This window comes from Nostoc sp. DSM 114167 (assembly GCF_052692655.1).
In genome coordinates this window covers 6,982,572-7,003,633 of record NZ_CP195116.1, presented here as the reverse complement: position 1 = coordinate 7,003,633, position 21,062 = coordinate 6,982,572, and the positions used below count along the sequence as shown (strand labels likewise).

Genomic DNA, 21,062 nt, shown 5'->3' with positions numbered 1-21,062 from the left:
ACTAAAGTGATAGACAGCCGACGGACGCCAATCTAGTATTAACTTGGTTCAATCAAATCAGCGATCGCTTTTATCAATACATCTGGATCTACTGGTTTGGAGATATGCATTTGAAAACCTGCGGCTAATGCTTGTTGCTGATTCATTTCCCCTGCATAGGCTGTCAGAGCGATCGCTGGGACGTTTCCTCCTTGTTGGGGGGATCGCGATCGCACTTCACGCATTAGCATATAACCGTCTGTTTTTGGCATTCCAATATCGCTAATTAAAACATCTGGTATCGACTCAGATAGTGCTTGTAATGCCTCCTGTGCTGATGATACGGCGGTTACTTGCACGCCGTAGTCTTGCAAAATAAAGGTAACTAAATCGCGGATATCTGGTTCATCGTCTACTACCAAAACTTGAGTGTCCGCAAGCAGCGAGGATTCCGGCTCTGAATATGAAGACTGATTCTCTTCACCCCGAAATTGTTCGCTTCTAACCAAAAGCGGTAACTCGACAGTGAAGGTTGCACCCAATCCTTCTCCAAGACTTTCGGCTTGAACATTTCCCCCATGCATTTCTACAACCTTACGCACGATCGCTAGTCCTAAACCTAGTCCACCAAATGTCCGAGTAGTTGTGCCATCAGCTTGACGAAAGTAATCGAATACATAAGGCAAAAAGTCTAGGCTAATTCCCTTACCTGTATCACTGACCTGAATTTGAGCCTGATTACCAACTTCCATGAGTTGAACTTCTACCCGTCCTCCTGTTGGTGTAAATTTTACCGCATTAGAAAGTAAGTTCCACACAACTTGTTGCAGCCGATTGGGGTCGCCCATCACTTGTCCCAAATTGGTATCAAATAAGGTGTGAATTTGAATTGACTTGGCTTGTGCTGCTAGTTTTACCGTTTCTAGTGCTGCTTCAACTACCATTACCAAGCTGACAGGACAGATATTCAAGTTTAATTTTCCTTGGAGAATGCGCGACACATCCAACAAATCTTCAATTAGCTGGGTTTGTAATTTCGCGTTGCGTTCAACGGTTTCTAAGGCATGGTGAGTAGTTTTTTCATCAAACTTGCGAGTCCGCAGCATTTTCGACCATCCCAGAATGGAGTTGAGTGGGGTTCGCAGTTCGTGAGAGAGAACCGCCAGAAATTCATCTTTAATTTTGTTGGCGATTTCTGCTTGTTGTCGTGCTGTCTTTTCGCGCTCGAGTAGGCGATCGCATTCTTGTTCAGCCAATTTGCGCTCGGTGATGTCCAGTACAAAAGCAACACCATGTTCTTGGGAATCATTCAGTAAAGCTATCCCTAAAACAATCGGTACTCGCTTACCGTTGCGGTGGATATATTCTTTCTCATAAATTTTGGAAACTCCGGTGGTTTGCACCTCCAAAAGGGCGCGATCGTCTGCATCCTGATACTCAACAGGAGTAAGTTCTCTCCAATTAATTCTGCCTAAAGTAGCAAATTCATCGCGAGTGTAACCAGCTAGTTGCAGAAAGGCATCATTGGCATCAATCACAAAGCCATGCACATTCCAAAAAGCGACCCCAATCAGGTTAGATTCATACAAACGTCGAAATCGCGCTTCACTTTCACGTAAAATTTTTTCTGCCCGTTTGTGTTCGGTAATATCGCGAGAAACAGTAATTACACCTTCAATAGTTTGGTCAACATTCCGTAATGGTGTGAGAATATATTCATAATAATGTACGCCATCACGAGTAACATATTTACACTCATCTTTAATCGGTTGCCCAGTTTTCATCACAGCAAGTCGTTGATTCTCTACCTGGGTTATTAAGTCGGTGGGAAAATCCATTTCTGGCAAAGTTTTGCCGATCATATCTTGGGGATTTAAACCTAGTACAATCGCTGCATCATGACTAACATACTGATAACAACCTTGACGATTAAAGATATAAATATGATCGACTGAGGCGGTGAGGATGGCATTTAAAATATTTGCCTGTTCTTGGACTTGTGTTGTGAGTTCGCGAGTACTTTCTTTTGCCTGCTTACACACAGTCGTTTCCATACAAACGCCGATCATTCGCACCGCTTGCCCTTGAGCGTTATAGATAAATTTTCCCTTGGCAGAAATCCAATGCGTACTTTGGTCTGAGCGAACTATACGAAATTCATCATTATAGTCAGTCTTTTGTGTGAAAGCGTGGGCGATCGCTTGCATTACAGATTGGCTATCTTCAGGATGAACGCACTTTTGAAACGTCTCATAAGGGCTGTCAAAACTACTTGGAACTAAACCAAAAAGCAGTTCATAATTTTCCGACCAAATGACTTGATTGGTAACAATATTCCAATCCCACAAGCCCATCTGCGATACCTCTAGAGTCAGCTTCAGCCGTTCTTCACTCTCTCTAAGAAATACTTCTAGCTGCTGTCGCGTCGCAATTTCTTGTTGGAGTTGCTCTAAAATTACTGCTACCTCTGTTGGCATGAGATCCACAGATGTTTCTTGAACTTTAATATCAGGCTTTTCTACTTCTACTGCCAGCTTTCTTTTTAGTTCTGTTAGTTGTTCTTCTAGTGCTGCTTGCCTTTGTTGATAAAATCTCTCTGATTGCTCTAAATCAGCTACCCGCTGCCGCAACACTGCTAATTCCTCAGTAAGTTGAAAGTTAAATTTATCAACATTTTGCATATTGTACACCGCTAATGTTTAACAATATCGACTTGAAGAGTAGGTATTCCCTAGTACGGCAAGGCGGAATTACAAATTAAAAATTAAAATTTAATACAGCGTAAGCTTTTGATTAATTATGCTTGATTAAGCAAAAACAATTTATATATTTCAGTCGAAAGGTATATATGAGTTTCAAGAACTGTAGGGTAAGCACTGCCAAAATATCATAATTGAGCTTTGCGATCTCAGTCAGTTAATAGTGCCCACCGTAGAAATAATAGCTAGATAGCTAAATTAAAATTTATTTCTTTAATCGGATGAAAGCTACACCAATTAATAATGCCACAACCTGCCCTAAGACGACAACACCCGATTGATTTACGCCAACAGGAGGAATATTTAAACTGCCGATACCATAAAATAATTGTTGTACAAACCACCAAAATATATAGAAAAGGGCTGGTAGTTGGATCGGGATATACAAGATTATTAGCGGCAAAACAGTGTCAATTGTAGCTTTAGGAAACTTCATAACGTATACTCCTAAAATAGCTGCGATCGCACCATTTGCCCCAATCAATGGAACTGTCAAACTCGGTTCAAGCAGAATTTGTATTACACCTGTCACTACTCCAGCAGCCAGATAAAATCCTAGATAGCGTCTGTGTCCGAGAAGATTTTCTACAGTTTTCCCAAAAACCCACAAAAATAGTAAATTTCCTAATATTTGACTAAAACTGCCGTGCAGAAATATCCCAAAAAATAGAGTAAATACCCGCCAAATCACAACTATCCAAGCAGCAGAGTTGAAAAAGAGAGCATTGGTAACTGCTCCACTAATCTGCGCTGGAATCATACCCCAAGTATTGACAAAATAGCCTAATTGACCGCTAAACTCTAGTTGAAGTTCCCATAAAAATACAGCCAGGTTAATGGCAATCAACCAGTAATTAATAATTGGTTTATTTCGACAACGAATATTATCACTAATAGGAATCATATATATTTGTCATTTGTCATTTGTCATTTGTCATTGGGTATTGAGAAGAGACAAGGTAGACAAGGAAGAGGGGGGAGACTTGGGAGAGATTTGTCAATAATTCCCCCTTGTCCCCCTTGTCTCCCTTGTCCCCTTGTCCCCCTTGTCCCCCTTGTCCCCCTTGTCCCCTTGTCCCCTTGTCTCCCTTGTCCCCTTGTCCCCTAACTCCCTCACTCCCTCACTCCTCCTTAACCTGTGGCAAGATTGAAATCAGATCGCATCGCACTTAACTAGGCAAACAAGATGCTAGGAAACACACTTGTAGGAAGATACCAAATTATTAGTAACTTGGGAGGTGGGGGTTTTGGTGAAACTTTTGTGGCTTGTGATACCCAATTACCTGGTTCACCTCTATGTGTTGTTAAGAAACTCAAACCCCAGGCAAGCGATCCGGTAACTTTGGAAACAGCTAGACGTTTATTTGATACGGAAGCACAAGTTCTGTATAAATTAGGAACTCACGATCGCATTCCCCAACTTTTAGCTTACTTTGAGGAAAATGCCGAATTCTATCTTGTACAGGAATTAATCGAAGGTCACGATCTGAGTCAAGAATTAACATCAGGTAAAATCCTCAGTCAAGAAGAAGTCATTTCACTTTTACAAGAACTTTTGACAATCTTAGAATTTGTCCATCAACAAAATGTAATTCATCGTGATGTCAATCCTCACAATATTCTTAGACGCCAACCAGATGGCAAACTAATTTTAATTGATTTTGGTGCTGTAAAACAAATTGCAACTCAAGTTATTACTCCCCAAAGTCAAACTTTAGCAACAGTAGCTATCGGTACGCCTGGATATATCCCTGGCGAACAAGCTCATGGTACGCCAAAATTAAGTAGTGATATCTATGCTGTGGGAATAATTGCTATTCAAGCTCTCACTGGATTATCAGCTGAAGAAATAGTCAAAGATGCTGATACTAATGAAATTATCTGGCATGATAAAGCCACGGTAACACCAGAATTTGCTCAATTCTTAGATAAAATGGTGTGCTACGACTTTCGGCAACGCTATGCTTCGGCAACGGTGGCATTACAAGCGCTGAAAGAGGTAACACGACCACCTGTTCAGACAATAGCGTTAACTCCTCCTCCACCAAAAAATATCAACAAACCTGAACCAAAAAAAGGTCTTTTAGGTAAAATTTTACTAACAATATTTTTCTTTGCTGTTGGTGTAGTAGCATCAATATTTATTTGGCATTACATTAATTCAAATAATGCTATAGAATTATCTAAACAAGGAAATACGTTTTTTGATTTACAACGCTATCAAGACGCGCTAGAAGTATATGAAAAAGCCGTTAATCTTAGACCAGATTATGCTCAAGCTTGGAATGGTCAAGGCAAAACACTAAATAAATTAAGAAAATACAAAGACGCATTAGTGGCCTATGATAAAGCAATTCAAATTCAGCCAGATTATTTAGATGCTTGGATTGGACGTGGTACTGTATTGGGAAATTTACAGCGATATCAAGAAGCGATCGCCTCTTTTGATAAAGCCTTAGAATTAAAGAATGACAACTCAGAAGTCTGGAATGCTAGGGGTGAAGCTTTCAGTAATTTAAACCAATATGACCAGGCAATTAAGTCTTATGAAAAGGCAATTGAACTCAAACCAGATAATTACGAAGCTTGGTATAAAAAAGGATTAGCTTTGCAGAATTCTAGGCAATATGAAGAAGCGATCGCCGCCTATCAAAAAGTCGTAGATTTAAAACCAGATTATGAGCAAGCCTGGTATAATTTGGGGAATGCACTAGTCAATTTAAACCGCTATCAAGATGCATTTACAGCTTATGATAAATCGGTGCAATATCAGCCAGATTATTACCAAGCTTGGTTATCTAGAGGTAATATACTGCTGAATCTACGACGTTATCCCGAAGCGATTGAATCTTTTAATCAAGTAATTAAATACAGTCCCAAAAACTATCAAGCCTGGTATAATTTGGGATGGTCGCTGCATCAAAATCAACGCTATGAAGAAGCAATAAAAGCTTATAATAAAGCGGCGACAATTAAGCAAAATGACTATCAACTCTGGTATAATTTGGGAAATTCGCAATACATATTGCAGAAATACGAAGATGCGATCGCGTCTTATAATAAGGCAGTTCGTTATAAACCAGACCACTCCGAAAGCTGGTATAGTAGAGGCAATGCTCTATTAAATTTGAAACGGTTTCAAGATGCGATCGCTTCTTACAATCGAGCAATAAAATACAAGCCTAACTACCAACAAGCAATAGAGGGCCGCAATCAAGCTCAAATTCAACTGCAAGGCGAAAAAGCAAAGCCTGTACCTGTAATTGTACCAACTCTTCCATTTCCTAATTCCACCAATCCACCGCAGACGACACCTTAAACTGAACCTGGGTTTTCATCAAGGGAGATATCCTATATAGGACTAGTATTTGATTTTTGAAATTACTCGTAGAGGCAGGGAACAGGCAATAGGCAATAGGCAATAGTGAAGAAGAGGATTATAAGTGTACGGATTTTTTTCAGAAATCAAACCGGATTCCTATAGCAGTTAAAAAGAATGGAGAGACGTAGCAGTGCTACATTTCTCCAAGGATTATAGATAATGCATATTTAATTTCATCAGATGTCTAATCAATCCTGCGACTAATAGTTCGCTTTCGTGACGCAAGCGGGGGAAGGAGGTAAAGGGGAAAGAAATGGAATTTTTCCTTTACCTTTAACCTTTAACCTTTTCCCCTCTTTCCTTCTTCCCTTTCCCCTTTAACCTTTACCCTTTTTCCCAAGAGTGCAAAAAGCACAAATGCCAAGATGTTTAATCAATCCTGCGGCTAGGTAACTTAGTCCCGCACCTCTGACAAAACCCAGCATTTACATCATGGAAAGCTAAACCACAACTTGAACAAACTATTTCTACCTGATTAGCAGTTTTCACTACTTGTTTAATTAAATCTCCCACTTGCCAAGGAATCAATGCAATTCCAGTAAAAATCATCAATACTGTTAGCAAGCGTCCTGATTCCGAAATTGGAATAACATCACCAAATCCTACAGTTGTCATTGTGACAACAGAAAAGTAAAATGCATCCAAAAATGTACCGTAATTTTCAGGATTAACCGGATGCTCCACTTGATAAATTAAGCCAGAATAAATAAAAACAATTGTAAATAACGTAAATAATATTCGCGCAAAAATCATCCCATCTTCACTGCTGATACTAACGAATAAAAACTTTCTATCTATAAATCTAATTAATCGTAAAATCCGAAACCATCGTAATAGTCGGATAAAGCTAATATCTACCATACCGAGAAAAAATGGCAGAATCGCCATTAAGTCAATAATCGAATAAAAGCTAAAAATATACTTAATTTTGTTTTCCGCACTCCACAGGCGAAGCAAATATTCCACAGCGAAGATGATGACGATCGCAGTATCAGCTACATTTAATTGAAACCGCATATCATCAGGAATATTATATGTTTCTGCCACAAAAATTCCTGATGATATTAGCACCAAAGAGGCAAGGGTTAAATTAATCGCTTTACCTATTGGTGTTTCTAGGTCTTCTAAGTAAAACTCTGTTTCTTGTCTGCTCAGTAACATATTCGACTATTAAAACATCTTAATTCCCAGTTATAACATTAGAAATACGATATGATTAACCATTATCCTGATGTTAACCTCAGCTTATATGAATCCAGAATCTTTTATGCGTTTAGCATTGGCAGAAGCAAAAAAAGGCGATGCACCCTACGGTGCAGTGATTGTTAAAGATAACGAAGTCGTTGCCGTAGCTCATAATACTGTAAAGAGAGACAACGATCCATCAGCCCATGCAGAAATCAATGCTATTCGTAGTTTAACAGCTAAATTGAAAAACCCCTCTTTAGAAGGTTATAGCATATATACAACTGGCGAACCTTGTCCGATGTGTGCAACTGCTTGTGTTTGGAGTGGTTTATCAGAGATTGTATATGGTGCTTCCATTCAAGATTTAATTAATGTAAATCAATCACAAATTAATATATCTTGCGAAGAGGTAATCGATAAGTCATCCCAGAAAATAAAAGTCACAAAAGACATTTTAAAAAATGAATGTTTGGAATTATTTAAATAAAGTGAAGTGAGATCGCTGACTTAAAAATAAGTCAGTAATCTCCGGGTTGCAATTCTCAACAATAAAGTAAAATTGCTATAAAGCTTAAAATTACGAATTACGAATTACGAATTACGAATTATTTAACTTGATTCATTCAAATACGATAAATATGTATTTGCCCAAATCGCCGCTTGAGTGCGATCGCGCAAATTTAATCTGTTTAAAATATTCGTAACATGATTTTTTACTGTTCCCTCAGAAATGTAGAGTTTCTGAGCAATTTCTCGGTTACTAGCACCTGTAGCAATTAATCGCAAAACCTCTTTTTCTCTAGGAGTCAGTTCAGCTAAACTAGATGGTAAAGGCGGTGAATGAGTTGGTGCAACAGGAGAAAATTGAGTTAACAGCTTTTTAACTATACCTGGGCCCAAGTGAGTATATCCTTTATGAACGGCACGAATAGCAACAGCTAATTCCTCTGATGGTGTATCTTTCAATAAATAACCCATAGCCCCATTCTTTAAAGCTGCTGACACATATTCATCATCATCAAAAGTCGTTAATACTAAAATCTTAGTTTTGGCAAAACGTTTTTGAATCTCCTTTGTGGCTGCAACTCCATCCATAATCGGCATTCTGATATCTAGCAAGATTACATCTGGCTGAAATTCTGCAACCAAATTAATCGCTTGTTCGCCGTTTTCTGCTTCTCCAACTATTTCTAAATCTGGCTCTAGTTCCAATAACGCTCTTAATCCTTGGCGAATTAAACTTTGATCGTCTACCAGCAATACTTTAATCATTATGTTAACCATGTTAATGGAATATTAACTGTAATTTTGCAACCAGAGCCAAGAGCGCTATTAATATTAAACTGACCCCCAAGTGCTAAAGTGCGATCGCGCATACTATGAAGTCCAAAACCAGTAGTATTTTGCCCAACATCAAAACCTTTACCATTATCCTGAATTATCAATCGCAAATTGCTTTTAGTCGTAGTGAGTTCCAATTTTACCTCTGTGGCATCTGCATATTTAGATATATTAGTTAAAGATTCTTGAGTAATTCGATAAATAGCAGTATTTATTTCAGGTGGTAGAGAATATTCCAGGTTGATTTGATAAATGGGTAATATTCCATTAAAGCGATGAAAATTTTCTGAAAGACTAGCGATCGCATCTTCTAAAGATTGTTCTTGTAATGGATTAGAACGCATAGTAGAAACAGATTGACGAACATCTTTTAGCGCTTTTGAACCTAATTCCTTTGCAGTTGCAAGAAATGTTTCAGCCTTACCTGGATTAGATTGCCATAGTTTTAAAGCAGTTTCTAATTGCAGATTTAAAGCAGTCAGAGAGTGTCCTAATGAATCATGAATTTCACGAGCAATACGGTTACGTTCTTCTAGGGTAGCTTGATTTTCAATTTGCATAGCATATTGACGGAGTTTGTCGTTAGCAAGAGCTAGCTTTTCTCGACTTTGCCGTTCAGACAAAACTGCATTCATCATCAATAATACAAAAACCAAACTTAAGCCAAATACTAGCGACGAATTCAAAATCAAAAATCGATATCGCTCTTGTGCCTGCGGCGATGCTTGAAAATTGAATAACTGATATTTTAGTTGTGTAGTAACTAAAAATAAAGCAAATGACAAAGCTGTAACGAATAAGCGCCCATTTAATTGAAAAATCAGACAACTGCGAGTCACTAAAATTATATAGAGAAAAGGAAAAAGCCGAGCAAATCTTTCCCCAAAAAGTCCAATTATTAAAATTAATAAAATTTCAATGACTGTATATATTACCTTAGTTGTCTGATTCTTTCTAGGTAATGTTAAGCCCATTGCCGCAAAAATAATCAGACTATAAATTGATAGTTCTGGCAATATGCTACAAACTGACAAGTCTGGAAATGCACTACAAATTGATAGCTCTGGAGGCTTAGGACGAAATCGCCGTAACGGAGGTGGTATAACAGCTGTCAATGCAGTGATTGCCAGTAATGTCCACTCCAGATAAAGCAGAGACGGAAAAGGATGTTTCTTAATTTCAATTGGACGACTCATTAGTCGCGTTGCTCCAGTTAGAAGTGATGAGTTATGAGTTATAAGTTAGGAATTAAAAGTTAATAATTTAGAATATTTTAGCAGATGCTTTCATCACTTAATTTTTTCGTTGAGTGAGAAATCAAAAGCAAATTCAAAGAACAAACCCGTTAGATAATCAGCTAAATAATGACTTATAAAATCATCATAATCAAAATTTTCATAATTTCTAACTCCTAACTCCTAACTTCTAACTTCTAACTTCTAACTATCTCTTGTCAATCATGACTTTAGTCATGGGTATAACCATGACTTTCTCCTCATGTAACTGCTGAAGATAAGTTCTTATGATGGTGGCATCCAACCAGGAAAAACCCACCACACAAGTAATGAAACTCAAAGCATTATCGCTAGTTGCTTCCGCGATCGCTCTCACTTTAACTGCAACCTCCTTTGCTGTTCACGCTCAAACAGCCTCTGCTTCACCCCTGTTACTTGCCCAAACTCCACAAAAAGAAAGAGGCCCTTGGAAAGAGTTGGGTCTAACAGATGCCCAAAAAGCCCAAATTCAGACGATTCGCCGCGATAGCCGCGCCAAATTTGAAGCAGTTTTGACCCCAGAACAAAAAGCAAAATTAGAGGCAGCCAAACAAGCACGTCGGGCTGAATGGCAAGCACGTAAAGCTCAAGGGCAAACAGGTCAACGGCAACCCGGTCAACGTCGAGGAAAGGGTGGTTTTGCTGACTTAAATCTAACTGAAGCCCAAAAAACCCAAATGCGACAAATCCGCGAGTCTGAGAAACAACAGATTCAAGCAGTCTTAACCGCAGAACAGCGTCAAAAATTAGAGCAATTCCGTCAAAATGCTCCTTCACGCCGTCAACAAGGCAATCCTCAATAATCATCTTTCAAAAAATAATAATTCAGGGGTGGGCAGTACTCGCCCATCTCAATCCCAAAAGAGATTATATAGACTTCTTGCAGAAGATGCGGAAAGGGGAAAAACTTCATCCCCTTTCCCTTTCCCTATTTATTCCCTTACTCAATAGACTTCTTGCAGAAGTCGGGTAAAGGGAAAGGGGCAAAGGGGAAAAGGATCAAATTTTCCTTTCCCCTTTAACCTTTCCCCCTTTCCCTACCTCTTGCAAAAGTACCTTTTGCAAGAGGTCTAATTTAGTAGACTTTCAAGCTAGTTTTGAGTTATGAGTTAATTCAAAACTCCTAGCTTGATTAAAATGTCAAAAGAATTCGCAATTGGTAGTAAAGTCCGTGTTGTGGCGCTACCAGCTTATGTCAAAACTGCTGAACCTATGCCCATGCTACGTCCCCCTAATGTAATTCACATGGGCGAAGAAGGTATAGTCATTGACCGCAGACCCGGTGGATATTGGGGGATTCGCTTTGCTAGGGGGGTCTTTCTCCTAGATAGTCAATATATCGAAAGTACAGATACCCCTGCCGAATCTCACTTAGAATAAGATTTCTCGCAACCAAGAATTGTAAACTTGTGTAAAGTTGTGATTCTGGTTTCCACCATGATTTCCCGCCGCACTTTTTTAAGCATATTATTTGCCAGCTGTATTTCTATCATCAGCTGGCTGAATTTTACCCCTGTTGCTGATGCTATGGGTGGTAAACTTCCGGCAATTAATCAACCCGCACCTGAGTTTACTTTGCCAACCAACACAGGTGATGGCAAAATTTCCCTCTCTGACTTGCGCGGTAAATGGCTAGTCCTGTATTTTTATCCTAAAGACTTCACCTCTGGTTGTACTATAGAGGCTCGTCGTTTTCAGCAAGACTTACCCCAATATCTCGAAAAAAATACCCAGATTATTGGCGTTAGTGCTGATGACATTGATTCTCACGCCAAATTTTGCGATTCAGAAGGACTCAAATTCCCCCTGTTGGCTGACACTGATGGTTCAGTGAGCAAAGCTTACGGTTCGTGGCTCGGCTTTTTATCTATGCGCCACAGTTTCATCATCGATCCTCAAGGCGTTTTGCGCGAGACTTTTGTCAAAGTCAACCCAACTATTCACAGTTCAGAAGTGCTGGCACGACTAGAACAATTACAGTCCACAGCTTCTTAAATAGACTTATTGCATAAGTCGGGAAAAGGGTAAAGGTTAAAGGGGAAAGGGACTTTTGCAGAACCTTTTCCCTTTCCCCTTTTCCCCAAGAGTGCAAAAAGCACAAATGCCAAGAGGTCTAATGATTAGCCTAAGTTAGGGACTTGTCTCCTTGGCTTAGGCTAACAATAATCAAGCGGTTAATTCAAAATTAGCTACTGGAAGAACTTGCATACATCTAAATTCTCCCCCTTAAAAGCTATTCATTAATTGGATCTTTCTTAAAATTTGTAAGAGCGATCGCTAAAGAAATAGAGTGATTATTTTTTATTTCCTTCGGACACAATAAAACCATATTTTTTGAGTACAGTTTTGGCTTCATTGCCAGATAGATACTGAACAAATTCTTTGGCAGCAGAAGGATTTTTACTGCTTTTAATTATTGCTACCGGATAGACAATTGGGGAATGAAATTTATCATCAGCAGCAACTACGACTTTTACCTTGTTGGAAATTTTGGCATCAGTGGCATAAACTAAACCTGCTTCGGCGTTACCACTTTCTACTGCTGCTAAAACTTGACGCACATTGTTAGCAAAGACAAATTTCGACTTGAGGCGATCGTAAATTTTCAATTTCTTCAAGACTTGCTCGCCATATTGACCGGCGGGTACGCTTCTGGGTTCACCGATCGCAATTTTTTTAATCTTACTATCTGTTAAATTGTAGAAGCTATAGATGCCAACAACATCCTGAGCCACAATCAAAACTAGACGGTTATTTGCTAGGTTAGTACGGCTACCTGGTAGCAATAGTCCTTTTTGTTCCAAGGCATCCACTTGCTTTTTGCCAGCAGAAATAAAGATATCCGCTGGCGCACCTTGCTCAATTTGTTGCTGCAAGGCACCAGAAGCCCCAAAGTTATAATTAATATTGATATTTGATTTACTTTGTTGGTATAAAGGCTTAATTTCTTCCAGCGCCTCTTTTAAGCTGGCAGCTGCGGACACGAGTATGTTTGTGTTCGACTGTGCTATTACAGGAGCAGGAGGAACTAACGGTAAACCAATTGCTAGCAGCAAGCCAGCGATCGCTATACCCAAAAAGCCAAAAATTTGTCTTCTTTTCATAGAAAAGGCGTTTGAAGGGTTTCTTCCATAAAATTGACGTTAGGTAAAATAGTACCAAAGATACCAATATATAACCAACTATATCGGTAAAAATCTGGCTCGAAAAACTTCAGTAGGTAAACTGGGCTACGAACAGCGCAGCCCTTGTTTACCGCTCTGTAGGTTATGAAAGTGCTGATACTGCTTCTAGCTTCTCAGCTTTGTTCTTCAATACGGTTGGTAGTTCGCTGTTGAACGCCTCACCTTCAACCACTTGCGATCGGAAACCATCGGGCCCAACTGGAACATCGCCTGTGATAGTGGTGCGATAGAGAACGCGCTCGACTTCCAGATGATCCAAGTCTTGAGGGGCCAAATGGGAGGTGGCGCGGTTGTCCCAGAACGCAATGTCACCGTTATTCCAGCGGAAGCGGGTGGTGTAGGCGGGCTTAGTAATCTGGTTGAAGAATAACTCAAGCAACAGGTCGCTCTCTTGTCGTGATACGTCAAGAATGTGCGAGGTGAAGCCAGGGTTGACGTACAATGCGCGTTCACCAGTCTCAGGATGAACCCTTACTACTGGATGGATTGAAACCAGGGGATTGGCTGCGATGCGCTGGGCAATCTTGCTGTTGCTGGGCAAATTCAAACGCGCATTGAAGCGATGTTCGGCTTTTAATGTGTCTGCCAACGCCCGTAGGGGTGCTGACAGACCCTCATAAGCTGCAACTAGATTTGTCCATTGTGTGTCTCCACCGAAGCTAGGGACATTAACCGCACGCAAAATTGACGCCGCAGGTGGGTTGACAACTGCTGTGACATCGGTATGCCAACGGCTTTCGTAGCTGGAACGACGCAAACCATTGCGCCGCTCGTAACGGCTGCGGTCAATGGGCAGGATTTCTGAGAAGCCTTCAATCGGTTCATCTTCGTGGGGATGTGCGTAAGTCACTTCGCCAAAACGAGCCGTAAATGCAATCTGTGCCGCATGATCGATGTTTTGACCGCGAAAAAACACGACTTTCCACTTCAATAGTGCTTGACGAATTTCTTTGACTGCATCATCGTGCAAAGGACGCGACAAGTCTACGCCGCTGATTTCGGCACCGATGAAACCTGCTACCTGTTTGACTTCAATGTGTTTGTTGCTCATCTCAATTCTCCATAGTTTGATCGATCGGGCGGTGTTCGCACTCGTCCGTTTACTTGAGATATGTTGCTTGCGCTTAATGGCTACATACCAAAGGAAGCGATCGCAGTTTAAACATATTACTATAAATTGATCGATTTACCGTAGTATTTGCTTGCCATATTTTAGACTGCTGTGACAATAGTCGATTTAGTCCGGGAAAGGGTAAGTAAAAATTCGGAACACAGATATTAAGAAGCTTCTCAGATCCAGTGAGAAGCAAGCTATGTAATTAAATGGGTACAGAGAAAGCACTAAATTTTTGCTGCAAGTGCTTTTTTGGAACTTTGGACGATTCCACAATCAGTAAGCCGGGGTTAATATTTAAAGTTATGTTAAGAAATTTAAATGTAGGGTGAGTTGCACTGCGTAACAACACACCGTCAACAATTCAGGTACGTTAGTCTATGGCATCACATACCCTACTTCAAATTTATATTTCTTCATATACATTGCTTTTTTTCTCGCAGACTTACTTAGTGTCTCTTTTTTCTGTGTTATTCGCTACTACAAACTTACTTAGGTTTATTTCATATAAAGTTTATTAAATCTTTTTATTTTTCACACAAGTATTTTATTTCTTGATTAATTTATACTGTAGGATGACAAAGAAACAATTATATTTATGATAATTACGTATTGTAAAAAGCTGCAAAATCAATATTTAAATAATTATTTAGAGTAAAAATTTTTAATTAAAATGTTTATAGATAATTTGATACTGGTTAATCAGAAAATAAGACTTTTTATTTAATTCGTAAATTAGATAAATCTTCATGTTCATCTACTCTTTTATTCAGAGATACTAATTTGCTTTTTTCATGAGAACAGGCTAATAAAAAATTATCAATTGATTTTTTACCGAGATTAATTAAGCCTTGAGGAGATCGAAAACTACATGAAAAAGCAATTACCACAAAAGAAAACGCAGATATCACAGAAATGGACTATTTCTAAATACTGGTTACGTTTTTTAATTATAGTTTTATTAGTAATAGGTGTATTTTTTCGCTTCGTTAATATTGATAAAAAAATTTATTGGGGTGATGAAGTTTTATCCTCATTACGCATATCTGGCTATACGCAGTCAGAAATGAGGAAGCAATTAGGTAATGGTCGTTTGATTGGCATAGAAGATTTACACAAATACCAGCATCCTAACCCTGAAAAAAATGCAATTGATACAATTAAAGGAGTTATTGTAGAAGACTCGCAGATTTTGCCACTATACATCTTGATGGCCCGGTTTTGGGTAGAGTGCTTTGGCAATTCTATAGCAGCGATTAGAAGTTTTTCGGCATTTATTAGTCTGCTTACCTTTCCTTGTCTTTATTGGCTATGTCAAGAATTATTTGAGTCTTCACTAGTCGGGTGGATAGCCATCGGGTTGGTAGCCGTTTCACCTGTTCATATCGTGTATGCACAAGAAGCGCGATCGTATAGTTTAGCAATAGTAGCCATTTTAATATCGAGCGTAGCCCTGCTGCGAGCCATACGCCTTCAAACAAAAGCTAGTTGGTGCATTTATGTAGCAACATTATTAATAGGGTTTTATACTCATCTATTTTTTACCTTGGTTGCTTTTGCCCAAGGAATTTATGTAGTTACAATAGAACGCTTCCGATTGAGTAAAACATTAATTTATTATCTGCTATCATCGCTTGCGGGTTTTATCACGTTTGTACCTTGGATTTGGATTATTATTACCAATCCTCAGCCAGAAGCAGTAACTTGGGCGAATATTAAACAAACAGTATTTATGTCAGCTATAAGGTGGGCTGGTATCTTTAGTCGTGCGTTTCTTGATTTAAGTATTAGTCCTAACGATCCTGGAAAACTTAAGTTTTTCTTAATTCCTTTGATTTTGATTTTTTTAGTTATAATCAGCTACTCAATTTATTTTGTATGTCGAAGAACCTCTAAAAAAGTTTGGTTATTTGTTTTAACCTTGATTGCATCAGTAGGGCTTCCCTTACTGATAATAGATTTCGTTTTTTTAAAGCGATATGCTACTAGTCGATATACACTTCCTTCTGTTTTAGGGATACAGTTAGCTGTTGCTTACCTATTTACCACTAAGATTACGTCTATTTCTACTAATGCTTGGCAAAAAAAGTTTTGGTCACTTGTAGCAGTTATGGTAGTTATGGGCGAGGTTGCATCTTGTATGGTTCACTCTCAAGCGCAGATTTGGTGGAACCAATTCCCTGAAAAATACCAAAAATATCCTCAAATGGCTCATATTATTAATCAAGCTAAGAAACCACTTTTAATTAGTGATGAGGATAACATCATTCCACCACTACAAGTACTTAGTAACTTCATCGATCCAAAAGTACAATTCCAAATTGTCGGAAAAAATCAGTTACCAGAGATTACTAATGGCTTTAGTGACATATTTTTATTCTTGTTCGAGCCATCTGATTTCTTAAAAGCTGGAATTGAAAAAGTTTATAACTCAAAGTTACAGCAGGTAGACGACTTTCTCTGGAAAATAACAAAAGCTAATTAAACTCAGGATACGGGCACATCTACCGCCTGGGAGACTGCAAATGGAAACTAAAAGCAGATAGTTGGCATTTGAATCTCGCTTGGCGGTTAAAAATTAACATCAATTAGCCTGATAAGTTGCACAGTTAGAGCAAAAATATACTTTAATTAAACAAATAATTTAAGTATATACTGGTATTGCTGCCGCTTATGTCATCGCCCCTTGAGCGCCCGCTAAAAATTGAAATCAGATTGCCATCTTCCCATCCTCAATTATTGGAAGGACTGGATATATGGTTGCGTTTAGGTTTGATATCTGATACCCAAGTCAGGCAGTTATGTCGAGAGTTTCTGGTGTGTGCGGTGGTGTTGCAACCCCAGGCTGAAGCTCACACAAAGGTAGTATTTGCAACTTCCGACCCCGTGCAGCAGTTGCCTGTAGCAGCTTTACAATCTAGTAGCGGTAAACAACCACAACAAAAACCAGCTAAACCCAACTTCATCGGCACAATGTTGCAGTCCTTGGGGGCAGAACTGAGTGTGCGTTGGCTACTTTTTCTAGGGGTTTTTTTGGTAGTTGTATCCTCTGGGGTACTGGCTGCTAGTCAATGGGCGAGGTTTCCCGCTGCTGGACAGTACGGGGTTTTATTTGCTTATACTTTGAGTTTTTGGGGATTAAGCTTTTGGGCGACTAGGCAAAATAACCTCAGATTGACGGCTCAGACATTGCTGATTGCCACTCTTTTGTTGGTGCCAGTGAATTTTTGGGCAATGGATAGCTTTAAATTGTGGCAAAATCCTGTGGATTGGATTGTAGTTGCGATCGCCTGTCCTACCCTGACTGCTATAACTGTTTTACTCTCCAAAAATCGAACTATTTTTACCAATTTGCATACTGGCAAATTACCTCTGGTAAATATTCTAGGGCTGAGTTATCTGCATTGGGGTTGGCAATTAAGAGGATTTCCCTTAATTGCTGTTTATCTGGCAACGATCGCCACAACTATCATTACCATTTATTACCATCTTTTCCAACAGCCTCGTACTGTCAGCGACGATCGCCGTAGGTTAAGTATTAGTTTACCTGCTGCTGTAATTATTTATTCTTTAATAGTATTGTTGGTGCGGGCAATTTTTGTTACCAAGTTAGATGTCGCACTGTTGGGGTTAGCTATTGGCATTTGCGGCTGGTTGATGACTTGGTTAGCACAGGGAAGAAGGGCAGGGGGCAGGGGGCAGGAGGCAGGGGAAGTAGAGGAGCAGGGGGGCAGGGGGCAGGGGGCAGGGGGAGTAGAGGAAGTAACATTAATATCCTCGTCTCCCTTGTCCCCCCCATCTCCCTTGTCTCCCGCATCATTCTTACTCTGGGAAAGATTTGGGGGCGTTTTACTCTTTTTGGGTTGGGTGGTATCGGTAGTAAATTATCCTTGGCAAGCAATAGCTGTCAGTGGTTTGGGTTTGTGGTTTGTAGGGAGTCGCTTGTGGCAGTACAGTTTAAAGCGAGACTTTGCAGGGGCTTTTGTCATCGGCTTAGAGACGATTTGGCTAGGTTGGCGATTAGTACCCGATCACTTACAAAAATTAGCGATCGCAACTAGTACCCAACTCACCAATTCTCAAAATGAACCTTGGGCGCTACTGGGTATAGCTTTATTTCCCTACGTAATTTTGATGGTGGCGCTTACAGATAGTTTGTATCGCCGCCAAAAGCGAGAATTAGCTAAATTTGGCGAACTGCTTACCCTGTTATTTGGAGCTTTTTTAACAACGATCGCTCTTGTAAATCCCACATTGCGATCGCTAAATCTGCTATTTTCTACCGCCACTCTGGCATTTGTTACTCAACGCCGCTCCCCCTCATCCCTTCCCCTGATATACCTAACTCATATCATGGGGATGCTGACATTGTGCTTTACCATTAATTGGTTATTTCCCAGCCTGACTCAACAAGGTTGGGCAAGTATTTTATTGGCTCTGATGGTTGCAGAATGGCGATTCAGCTTGCAGGAAGGACTATGGCAAGGTAGTGCATGGGATATCGGCTTAGGATTAGCCGCAGTGAGTTTTTTCCTCTTGTGGATGAATGCAGAATCATCTTGGTATGGCATCGCTGATAACCGATCTGATTGGGGAGTTTTATGGCTAATTACGCCTTTAGCTCTGATGGGTGTTGCCAATGCCGCAATTATCGAGCGACGGCTTACTAGCCGTTACTTGAGTGTCTTGGCTGTAATAATTGCTCAGTTACTAACTTTACAACTACCAGAAATCAGATTAATCGGTTTGGCTGTAGGTGCTGGATTGATGTTTGTAAATACGCGCTATTTGCGCAACCAAGTATCTGCGGTAATTACAGAAGGATTTGTTTTAAGTTTCATTGGGGCGCTGCTGTGGACGGGTGTGCCTGGTTTACCTCGCCTCGCGGTAGCTGGTTGGTTTGTTGTCGGAGCGATCGCAATTCTAAGTTTATGGTTAGCGCGGACTATTTTAAGCCGACGCGGTAACGAATTAGCAGTTATCTATGCAGCCGCCAGCGATAAATGGGCGATCGCTTTATGTAGTGTTGAATTATTAAGTTTGACGGTGCATTCAGTGCTGATTTACCAAGGGTTTACGACTTCAGGATTTTTGTTCTTAATTGCCACTGCAATAACCCTGGCAGCCATTGTTTATCGCAGTTGGCGCGAACCGACAAATTGGGCATTTTATGGTGTTGGTTGGTGTTTGGAATTGTTGATTGCTCAGGTGCTAGGGTTGGGGGAACGTTCAATTGTGAGAATTGCGATTGCAAACATCGCCTTGGGTTTAATTACTCAACTTGTTGGCGAGTGGTGGCGGCGACGACATCAATTAGAAAGGTTTCCTAGCAGCCTGCACATTTTGCCATTAATTTATGGTGCATTTAGTGTGTTGCTGCGTTTGAACACCTTTACCGAGTGGACAGGTTTGTATTCCTTGGGTGTAGCTTTAATTATTATTGGCGTGGGGCGACGGCACCAGAGCTTCAAACCCTTGCTGTATTTAGGAATTATTGGCGTATCAATTTCTGCTTATGAACTTTTGTTTTATCAAATGTCACAAGCTTCAGGAGGAGCATTAGGTGATGGATTAATTGCCATGTCTGCCCTTGGCGCGAGTATCATGTATGCTTACCGCATTTTGTCGCCAAGGCTAATCAGCTACTTACACCTAACTCCTCAAGAATTGAAAAGAATTGCTCATATTCACTGGGTTTGGAGTAGCTGTTTATTAATGGCTGCTATTATTACACCCATTGCAGTTAACCGTTTGGTGGGATTGGGAACGGGAGTATTTTTGATTCGCTACGCCGTCTTTCAGGGACGAAATTTACCCACTTCCCCCAGCATCTTGGGAAGAATTACAATTGCCGAGATGTGGGTTTACCTTGGTTTATTAGAGGTAGCCGGGATGAGGATTTATTGGCGAGAGACAGCAGTAGGGCGATTTTGGGCTGGGCCATTAGTTCCTTGGAATGGGGCGATCGCTTGTGTGGTAGCCTACTTTTTGTACATCCTACCTTGGGAAAGTTGGGGTTGGTCTAAAAGACCTTGGCAACAAGCTGCATACATCACACCACTGATAATTTTATGGGAAACTAGACTGCAAACTTACCCCATAACCTTAGTACTCGCAGCTGGATTTTACATCTTTTTAGCAAAAGTGGGTGAAAATATCCGTTTCACTTATATTAGTGTGGCGTTGATTGATTGGGCACTTTATCGCTGGTTTGATTCCTTACGCCTAACTGATACTTTGTGGTATGTAACACCAATTGGATTATCACTGCTTTATATTGCTCAAGTGGATACCCAACTGAAGCTACCAGAGTACAAAACATCTCGTCATTTTCTGAGAGTACTAGGGAGTGGTTTAATTTGTGGGTGGGCAATTTTATTTAATCAAAATACAGCTTGGATACCGGGTATTTTCAGTCTCATCGCTATTTTTGCTGGATTAGCTTTGCGAGTGCGCGCTTTTCTCTACATTGGTACAGCGACTTTTTTAATTACGACAATCTATCAATCAGTAATTTTCAGCTTGCAGTACTCCTTTTTAAAATGGGTAGTTGGTTTGTTAGTTGGCATTTTATTGATTTACATCGCCGCCAACTTTGAAACCCGTCGCGCTCAAATCACTTCCTTAATTCGTAGCGCCATTGATGAATTTCAATCATGGGAATAGGTAAGCTAAAGATTAAACTCATTAGACAGGCGATCGCCCAAATTGAAGATACCTCTAAAATTAAGCAAGAGCGGTGGCTTTGCCAAAGCTTTTTAGACGCTCTGCAAACGACTAATGCATAGAAGCACAAAATAATAACACAGATTCCATTAACACAAGCTCAACTTCATTTAC

The 21,062-nt window shown here is 40.0% G+C and carries 15 protein-coding genes; 8 read left to right on the top strand and 7 right to left on the bottom strand.

Going from position 1 to position 21,062, the window contains the following annotated elements:
* Window positions 1–38: 38 nt before the first annotated feature.
* The gene (locus NSTC731_RS29520) at window positions 39–2,660 is read right to left on the bottom strand and encodes a PAS domain S-box protein (RefSeq protein WP_445628055.1); all 2,622 of its coding nucleotides are present in this window, start codon (window positions 2,658–2,660) and stop codon (window positions 39–41) included.
* A 283-nt stretch (window positions 2,661–2,943) separates the two neighbouring features.
* Window positions 2,944–3,642 carry a rhomboid family intramembrane serine protease gene (locus tag NSTC731_RS29515; RefSeq protein ID WP_445628054.1) on the bottom strand — a complete coding sequence of 233 codons (699 nt, stop codon included), beginning with the start codon at window positions 3,640–3,642 and terminating at the stop codon, window positions 2,944–2,946.
* Window positions 3,643–3,924: 282 nt separating this feature from the next.
* On the opposite strand from NSTC731_RS29515, the gene NSTC731_RS29510 reads away from it, so the two are divergent.
* Window positions 3,925–6,057 carry a tetratricopeptide repeat protein gene (locus NSTC731_RS29510; RefSeq protein ID WP_445628053.1) on the top strand — a complete coding sequence of 711 codons (2,133 nt, stop codon included), beginning with the start codon at window positions 3,925–3,927 and terminating at the stop codon, window positions 6,055–6,057.
* A 432-nt stretch (window positions 6,058–6,489) separates the two neighbouring features.
* Here NSTC731_RS29510 and NSTC731_RS29505 read toward each other — a convergent pair whose 3' ends face one another.
* Window positions 6,490–7,281, bottom strand: a complete 792-nt coding sequence (locus NSTC731_RS29505; protein ID WP_445628052.1) for an ion transporter — start codon at window positions 7,279–7,281, stop codon at window positions 6,490–6,492.
* Window positions 7,282–7,369: 88 nt separating this feature from the next.
* Here NSTC731_RS29505 and NSTC731_RS29500 point away from each other — a divergent pair, with 88 nt between their 5' ends.
* Complete coding sequence (locus tag NSTC731_RS29500; protein WP_445628051.1) at window positions 7,370–7,795, top strand: nucleoside deaminase; 426 nt, start codon at window positions 7,370–7,372, stop codon at window positions 7,793–7,795.
* Window positions 7,796–7,917: 122 nt separating this feature from the next.
* On the opposite strand, the gene NSTC731_RS29495 is transcribed toward NSTC731_RS29500, so the two are convergent.
* Together NSTC731_RS29495 and NSTC731_RS29490 are read right to left on the bottom strand one after the other, a co-directional pair.
* Window positions 7,918–8,580 (bottom strand): response regulator, encoded by a 663-nt coding sequence (locus tag NSTC731_RS29495; RefSeq protein WP_445632203.1) that lies wholly within the window; start codon window positions 8,578–8,580, stop codon window positions 7,918–7,920.
* Window positions 8,580–9,845 (bottom strand): sensor histidine kinase, encoded by a 1,266-nt coding sequence (locus tag NSTC731_RS29490; RefSeq protein WP_445628050.1) that lies wholly within the window; start codon window positions 9,843–9,845, stop codon window positions 8,580–8,582. The genes NSTC731_RS29495 and NSTC731_RS29490 overlap by 1 nt, the downstream gene beginning before the upstream one ends.
* Before the next feature lie 368 nt (window positions 9,846–10,213).
* Between NSTC731_RS29490 and NSTC731_RS29485 the strand changes: the two genes are divergently transcribed.
* The 3 genes from NSTC731_RS29485 (at window position 10,214) to NSTC731_RS29475 (ending at window position 11,918) form a co-directional block, all read left to right on the top strand.
* On the top strand, window positions 10,214–10,726 hold the full coding sequence (locus NSTC731_RS29485) for a Spy/CpxP family protein refolding chaperone (RefSeq protein WP_445632202.1): 513 nt from the start codon (window positions 10,214–10,216) through the stop codon (window positions 10,724–10,726).
* A gap of 334 nt (window positions 10,727–11,060) precedes the next feature.
* On the top strand, window positions 11,061–11,303 hold the full coding sequence (gene sipA / locus NSTC731_RS29480) for a regulatory protein SipA (RefSeq protein WP_322682666.1): 243 nt from the start codon (window positions 11,061–11,063) through the stop codon (window positions 11,301–11,303).
* A gap of 57 nt (window positions 11,304–11,360) precedes the next feature.
* Window positions 11,361–11,918: a peroxiredoxin gene (locus NSTC731_RS29475; RefSeq protein WP_445632201.1), complete on the top strand. Its 558-nt coding sequence runs from the start codon at window positions 11,361–11,363 to the stop codon at window positions 11,916–11,918.
* Between the two features lie 299 nt (window positions 11,919–12,217).
* Here NSTC731_RS29475 and modA read toward each other — a convergent pair whose 3' ends face one another.
* Both modA and NSTC731_RS29465 read right to left on the bottom strand, forming a co-directional pair.
* Window positions 12,218–13,027: a molybdate ABC transporter substrate-binding protein gene (gene modA / locus NSTC731_RS29470; RefSeq protein ID WP_445628049.1), complete on the bottom strand. Its 810-nt coding sequence runs from the start codon at window positions 13,025–13,027 to the stop codon at window positions 12,218–12,220.
* A 163-nt stretch (window positions 13,028–13,190) separates the two neighbouring features.
* The gene (locus NSTC731_RS29465) at window positions 13,191–14,159 is read right to left on the bottom strand and encodes a TauD/TfdA dioxygenase family protein (protein WP_322665055.1); all 969 of its coding nucleotides are present in this window, start codon (window positions 14,157–14,159) and stop codon (window positions 13,191–13,193) included.
* Between the two features lie 934 nt (window positions 14,160–15,093).
* On the opposite strand from NSTC731_RS29465, the gene NSTC731_RS29460 reads away from it, so the two are divergent.
* From NSTC731_RS29460 to NSTC731_RS29450, 3 genes are all read left to right on the top strand, one after another.
* Window positions 15,094–16,707, top strand: a complete 1,614-nt coding sequence (locus tag NSTC731_RS29460; protein WP_445628048.1) for a glycosyltransferase family 39 protein — start codon at window positions 15,094–15,096, stop codon at window positions 16,705–16,707.
* Window positions 16,708–16,895: 188 nt separating this feature from the next.
* Window positions 16,896–20,888 carry a DUF2157 domain-containing protein gene (locus NSTC731_RS29455; RefSeq protein ID WP_445628047.1) on the top strand — a complete coding sequence of 1,331 codons (3,993 nt, stop codon included), beginning with the start codon at window positions 16,896–16,898 and terminating at the stop codon, window positions 20,886–20,888.
* Entirely contained in the window at window positions 20,879–21,010 is a 132-nt protein-coding gene (locus NSTC731_RS29450; protein WP_445628046.1) for a hypothetical protein, read from the top strand. Before NSTC731_RS29455 ends, NSTC731_RS29450 begins: the two co-directional genes overlap by 10 nt.
* Window positions 21,011–21,062: the final 52 nt, after the last annotated feature.

Coding starts and splice junctions, on each gene's coding strand:
- NSTC731_RS29520 (WP_445628055.1), bottom strand. CDS start 2,660: ATGCAAAATGTTGATAAATTTAACTTTCAACTTACTGAGGAATTAGCA.
- NSTC731_RS29515 (WP_445628054.1), bottom strand. CDS start 3,642: ATGATTCCTATTAGTGATAATATTCGTTGTCGAAATAAACCAATTATT.
- NSTC731_RS29510 (WP_445628053.1), top strand. CDS start 3,925: ATGCTAGGAAACACACTTGTAGGAAGATACCAAATTATTAGTAACTTG.
- NSTC731_RS29505 (WP_445628052.1), bottom strand. CDS start 7,281: ATGTTACTGAGCAGACAAGAAACAGAGTTTTACTTAGAAGACCTAGAA.
- NSTC731_RS29500 (WP_445628051.1), top strand. CDS start 7,370: ATGAATCCAGAATCTTTTATGCGTTTAGCATTGGCAGAAGCAAAAAAA.
- NSTC731_RS29495 (WP_445632203.1), bottom strand. CDS start 8,580: ATGATTAAAGTATTGCTGGTAGACGATCAAAGTTTAATTCGCCAAGGA.
- NSTC731_RS29490 (WP_445628050.1), bottom strand. CDS start 9,845: ATGAGTCGTCCAATTGAAATTAAGAAACATCCTTTTCCGTCTCTGCTT.
- NSTC731_RS29485 (WP_445632202.1), top strand. CDS start 10,214: ATGAAACTCAAAGCATTATCGCTAGTTGCTTCCGCGATCGCTCTCACT.
- sipA (WP_322682666.1), top strand. CDS start 11,061: ATGTCAAAAGAATTCGCAATTGGTAGTAAAGTCCGTGTTGTGGCGCTA.
- NSTC731_RS29475 (WP_445632201.1), top strand. CDS start 11,361: ATGATTTCCCGCCGCACTTTTTTAAGCATATTATTTGCCAGCTGTATT.
- modA (WP_445628049.1), bottom strand. CDS start 13,027: ATGAAAAGAAGACAAATTTTTGGCTTTTTGGGTATAGCGATCGCTGGC.
- NSTC731_RS29465 (WP_322665055.1), bottom strand. CDS start 14,159: ATGAGCAACAAACACATTGAAGTCAAACAGGTAGCAGGTTTCATCGGT.
- NSTC731_RS29460 (WP_445628048.1), top strand. CDS start 15,094: ATGAAAAAGCAATTACCACAAAAGAAAACGCAGATATCACAGAAATGG.
- NSTC731_RS29455 (WP_445628047.1), top strand. CDS start 16,896: ATGTCATCGCCCCTTGAGCGCCCGCTAAAAATTGAAATCAGATTGCCA.
- NSTC731_RS29450 (WP_445628046.1), top strand. CDS start 20,879: ATGGGAATAGGTAAGCTAAAGATTAAACTCATTAGACAGGCGATCGCC.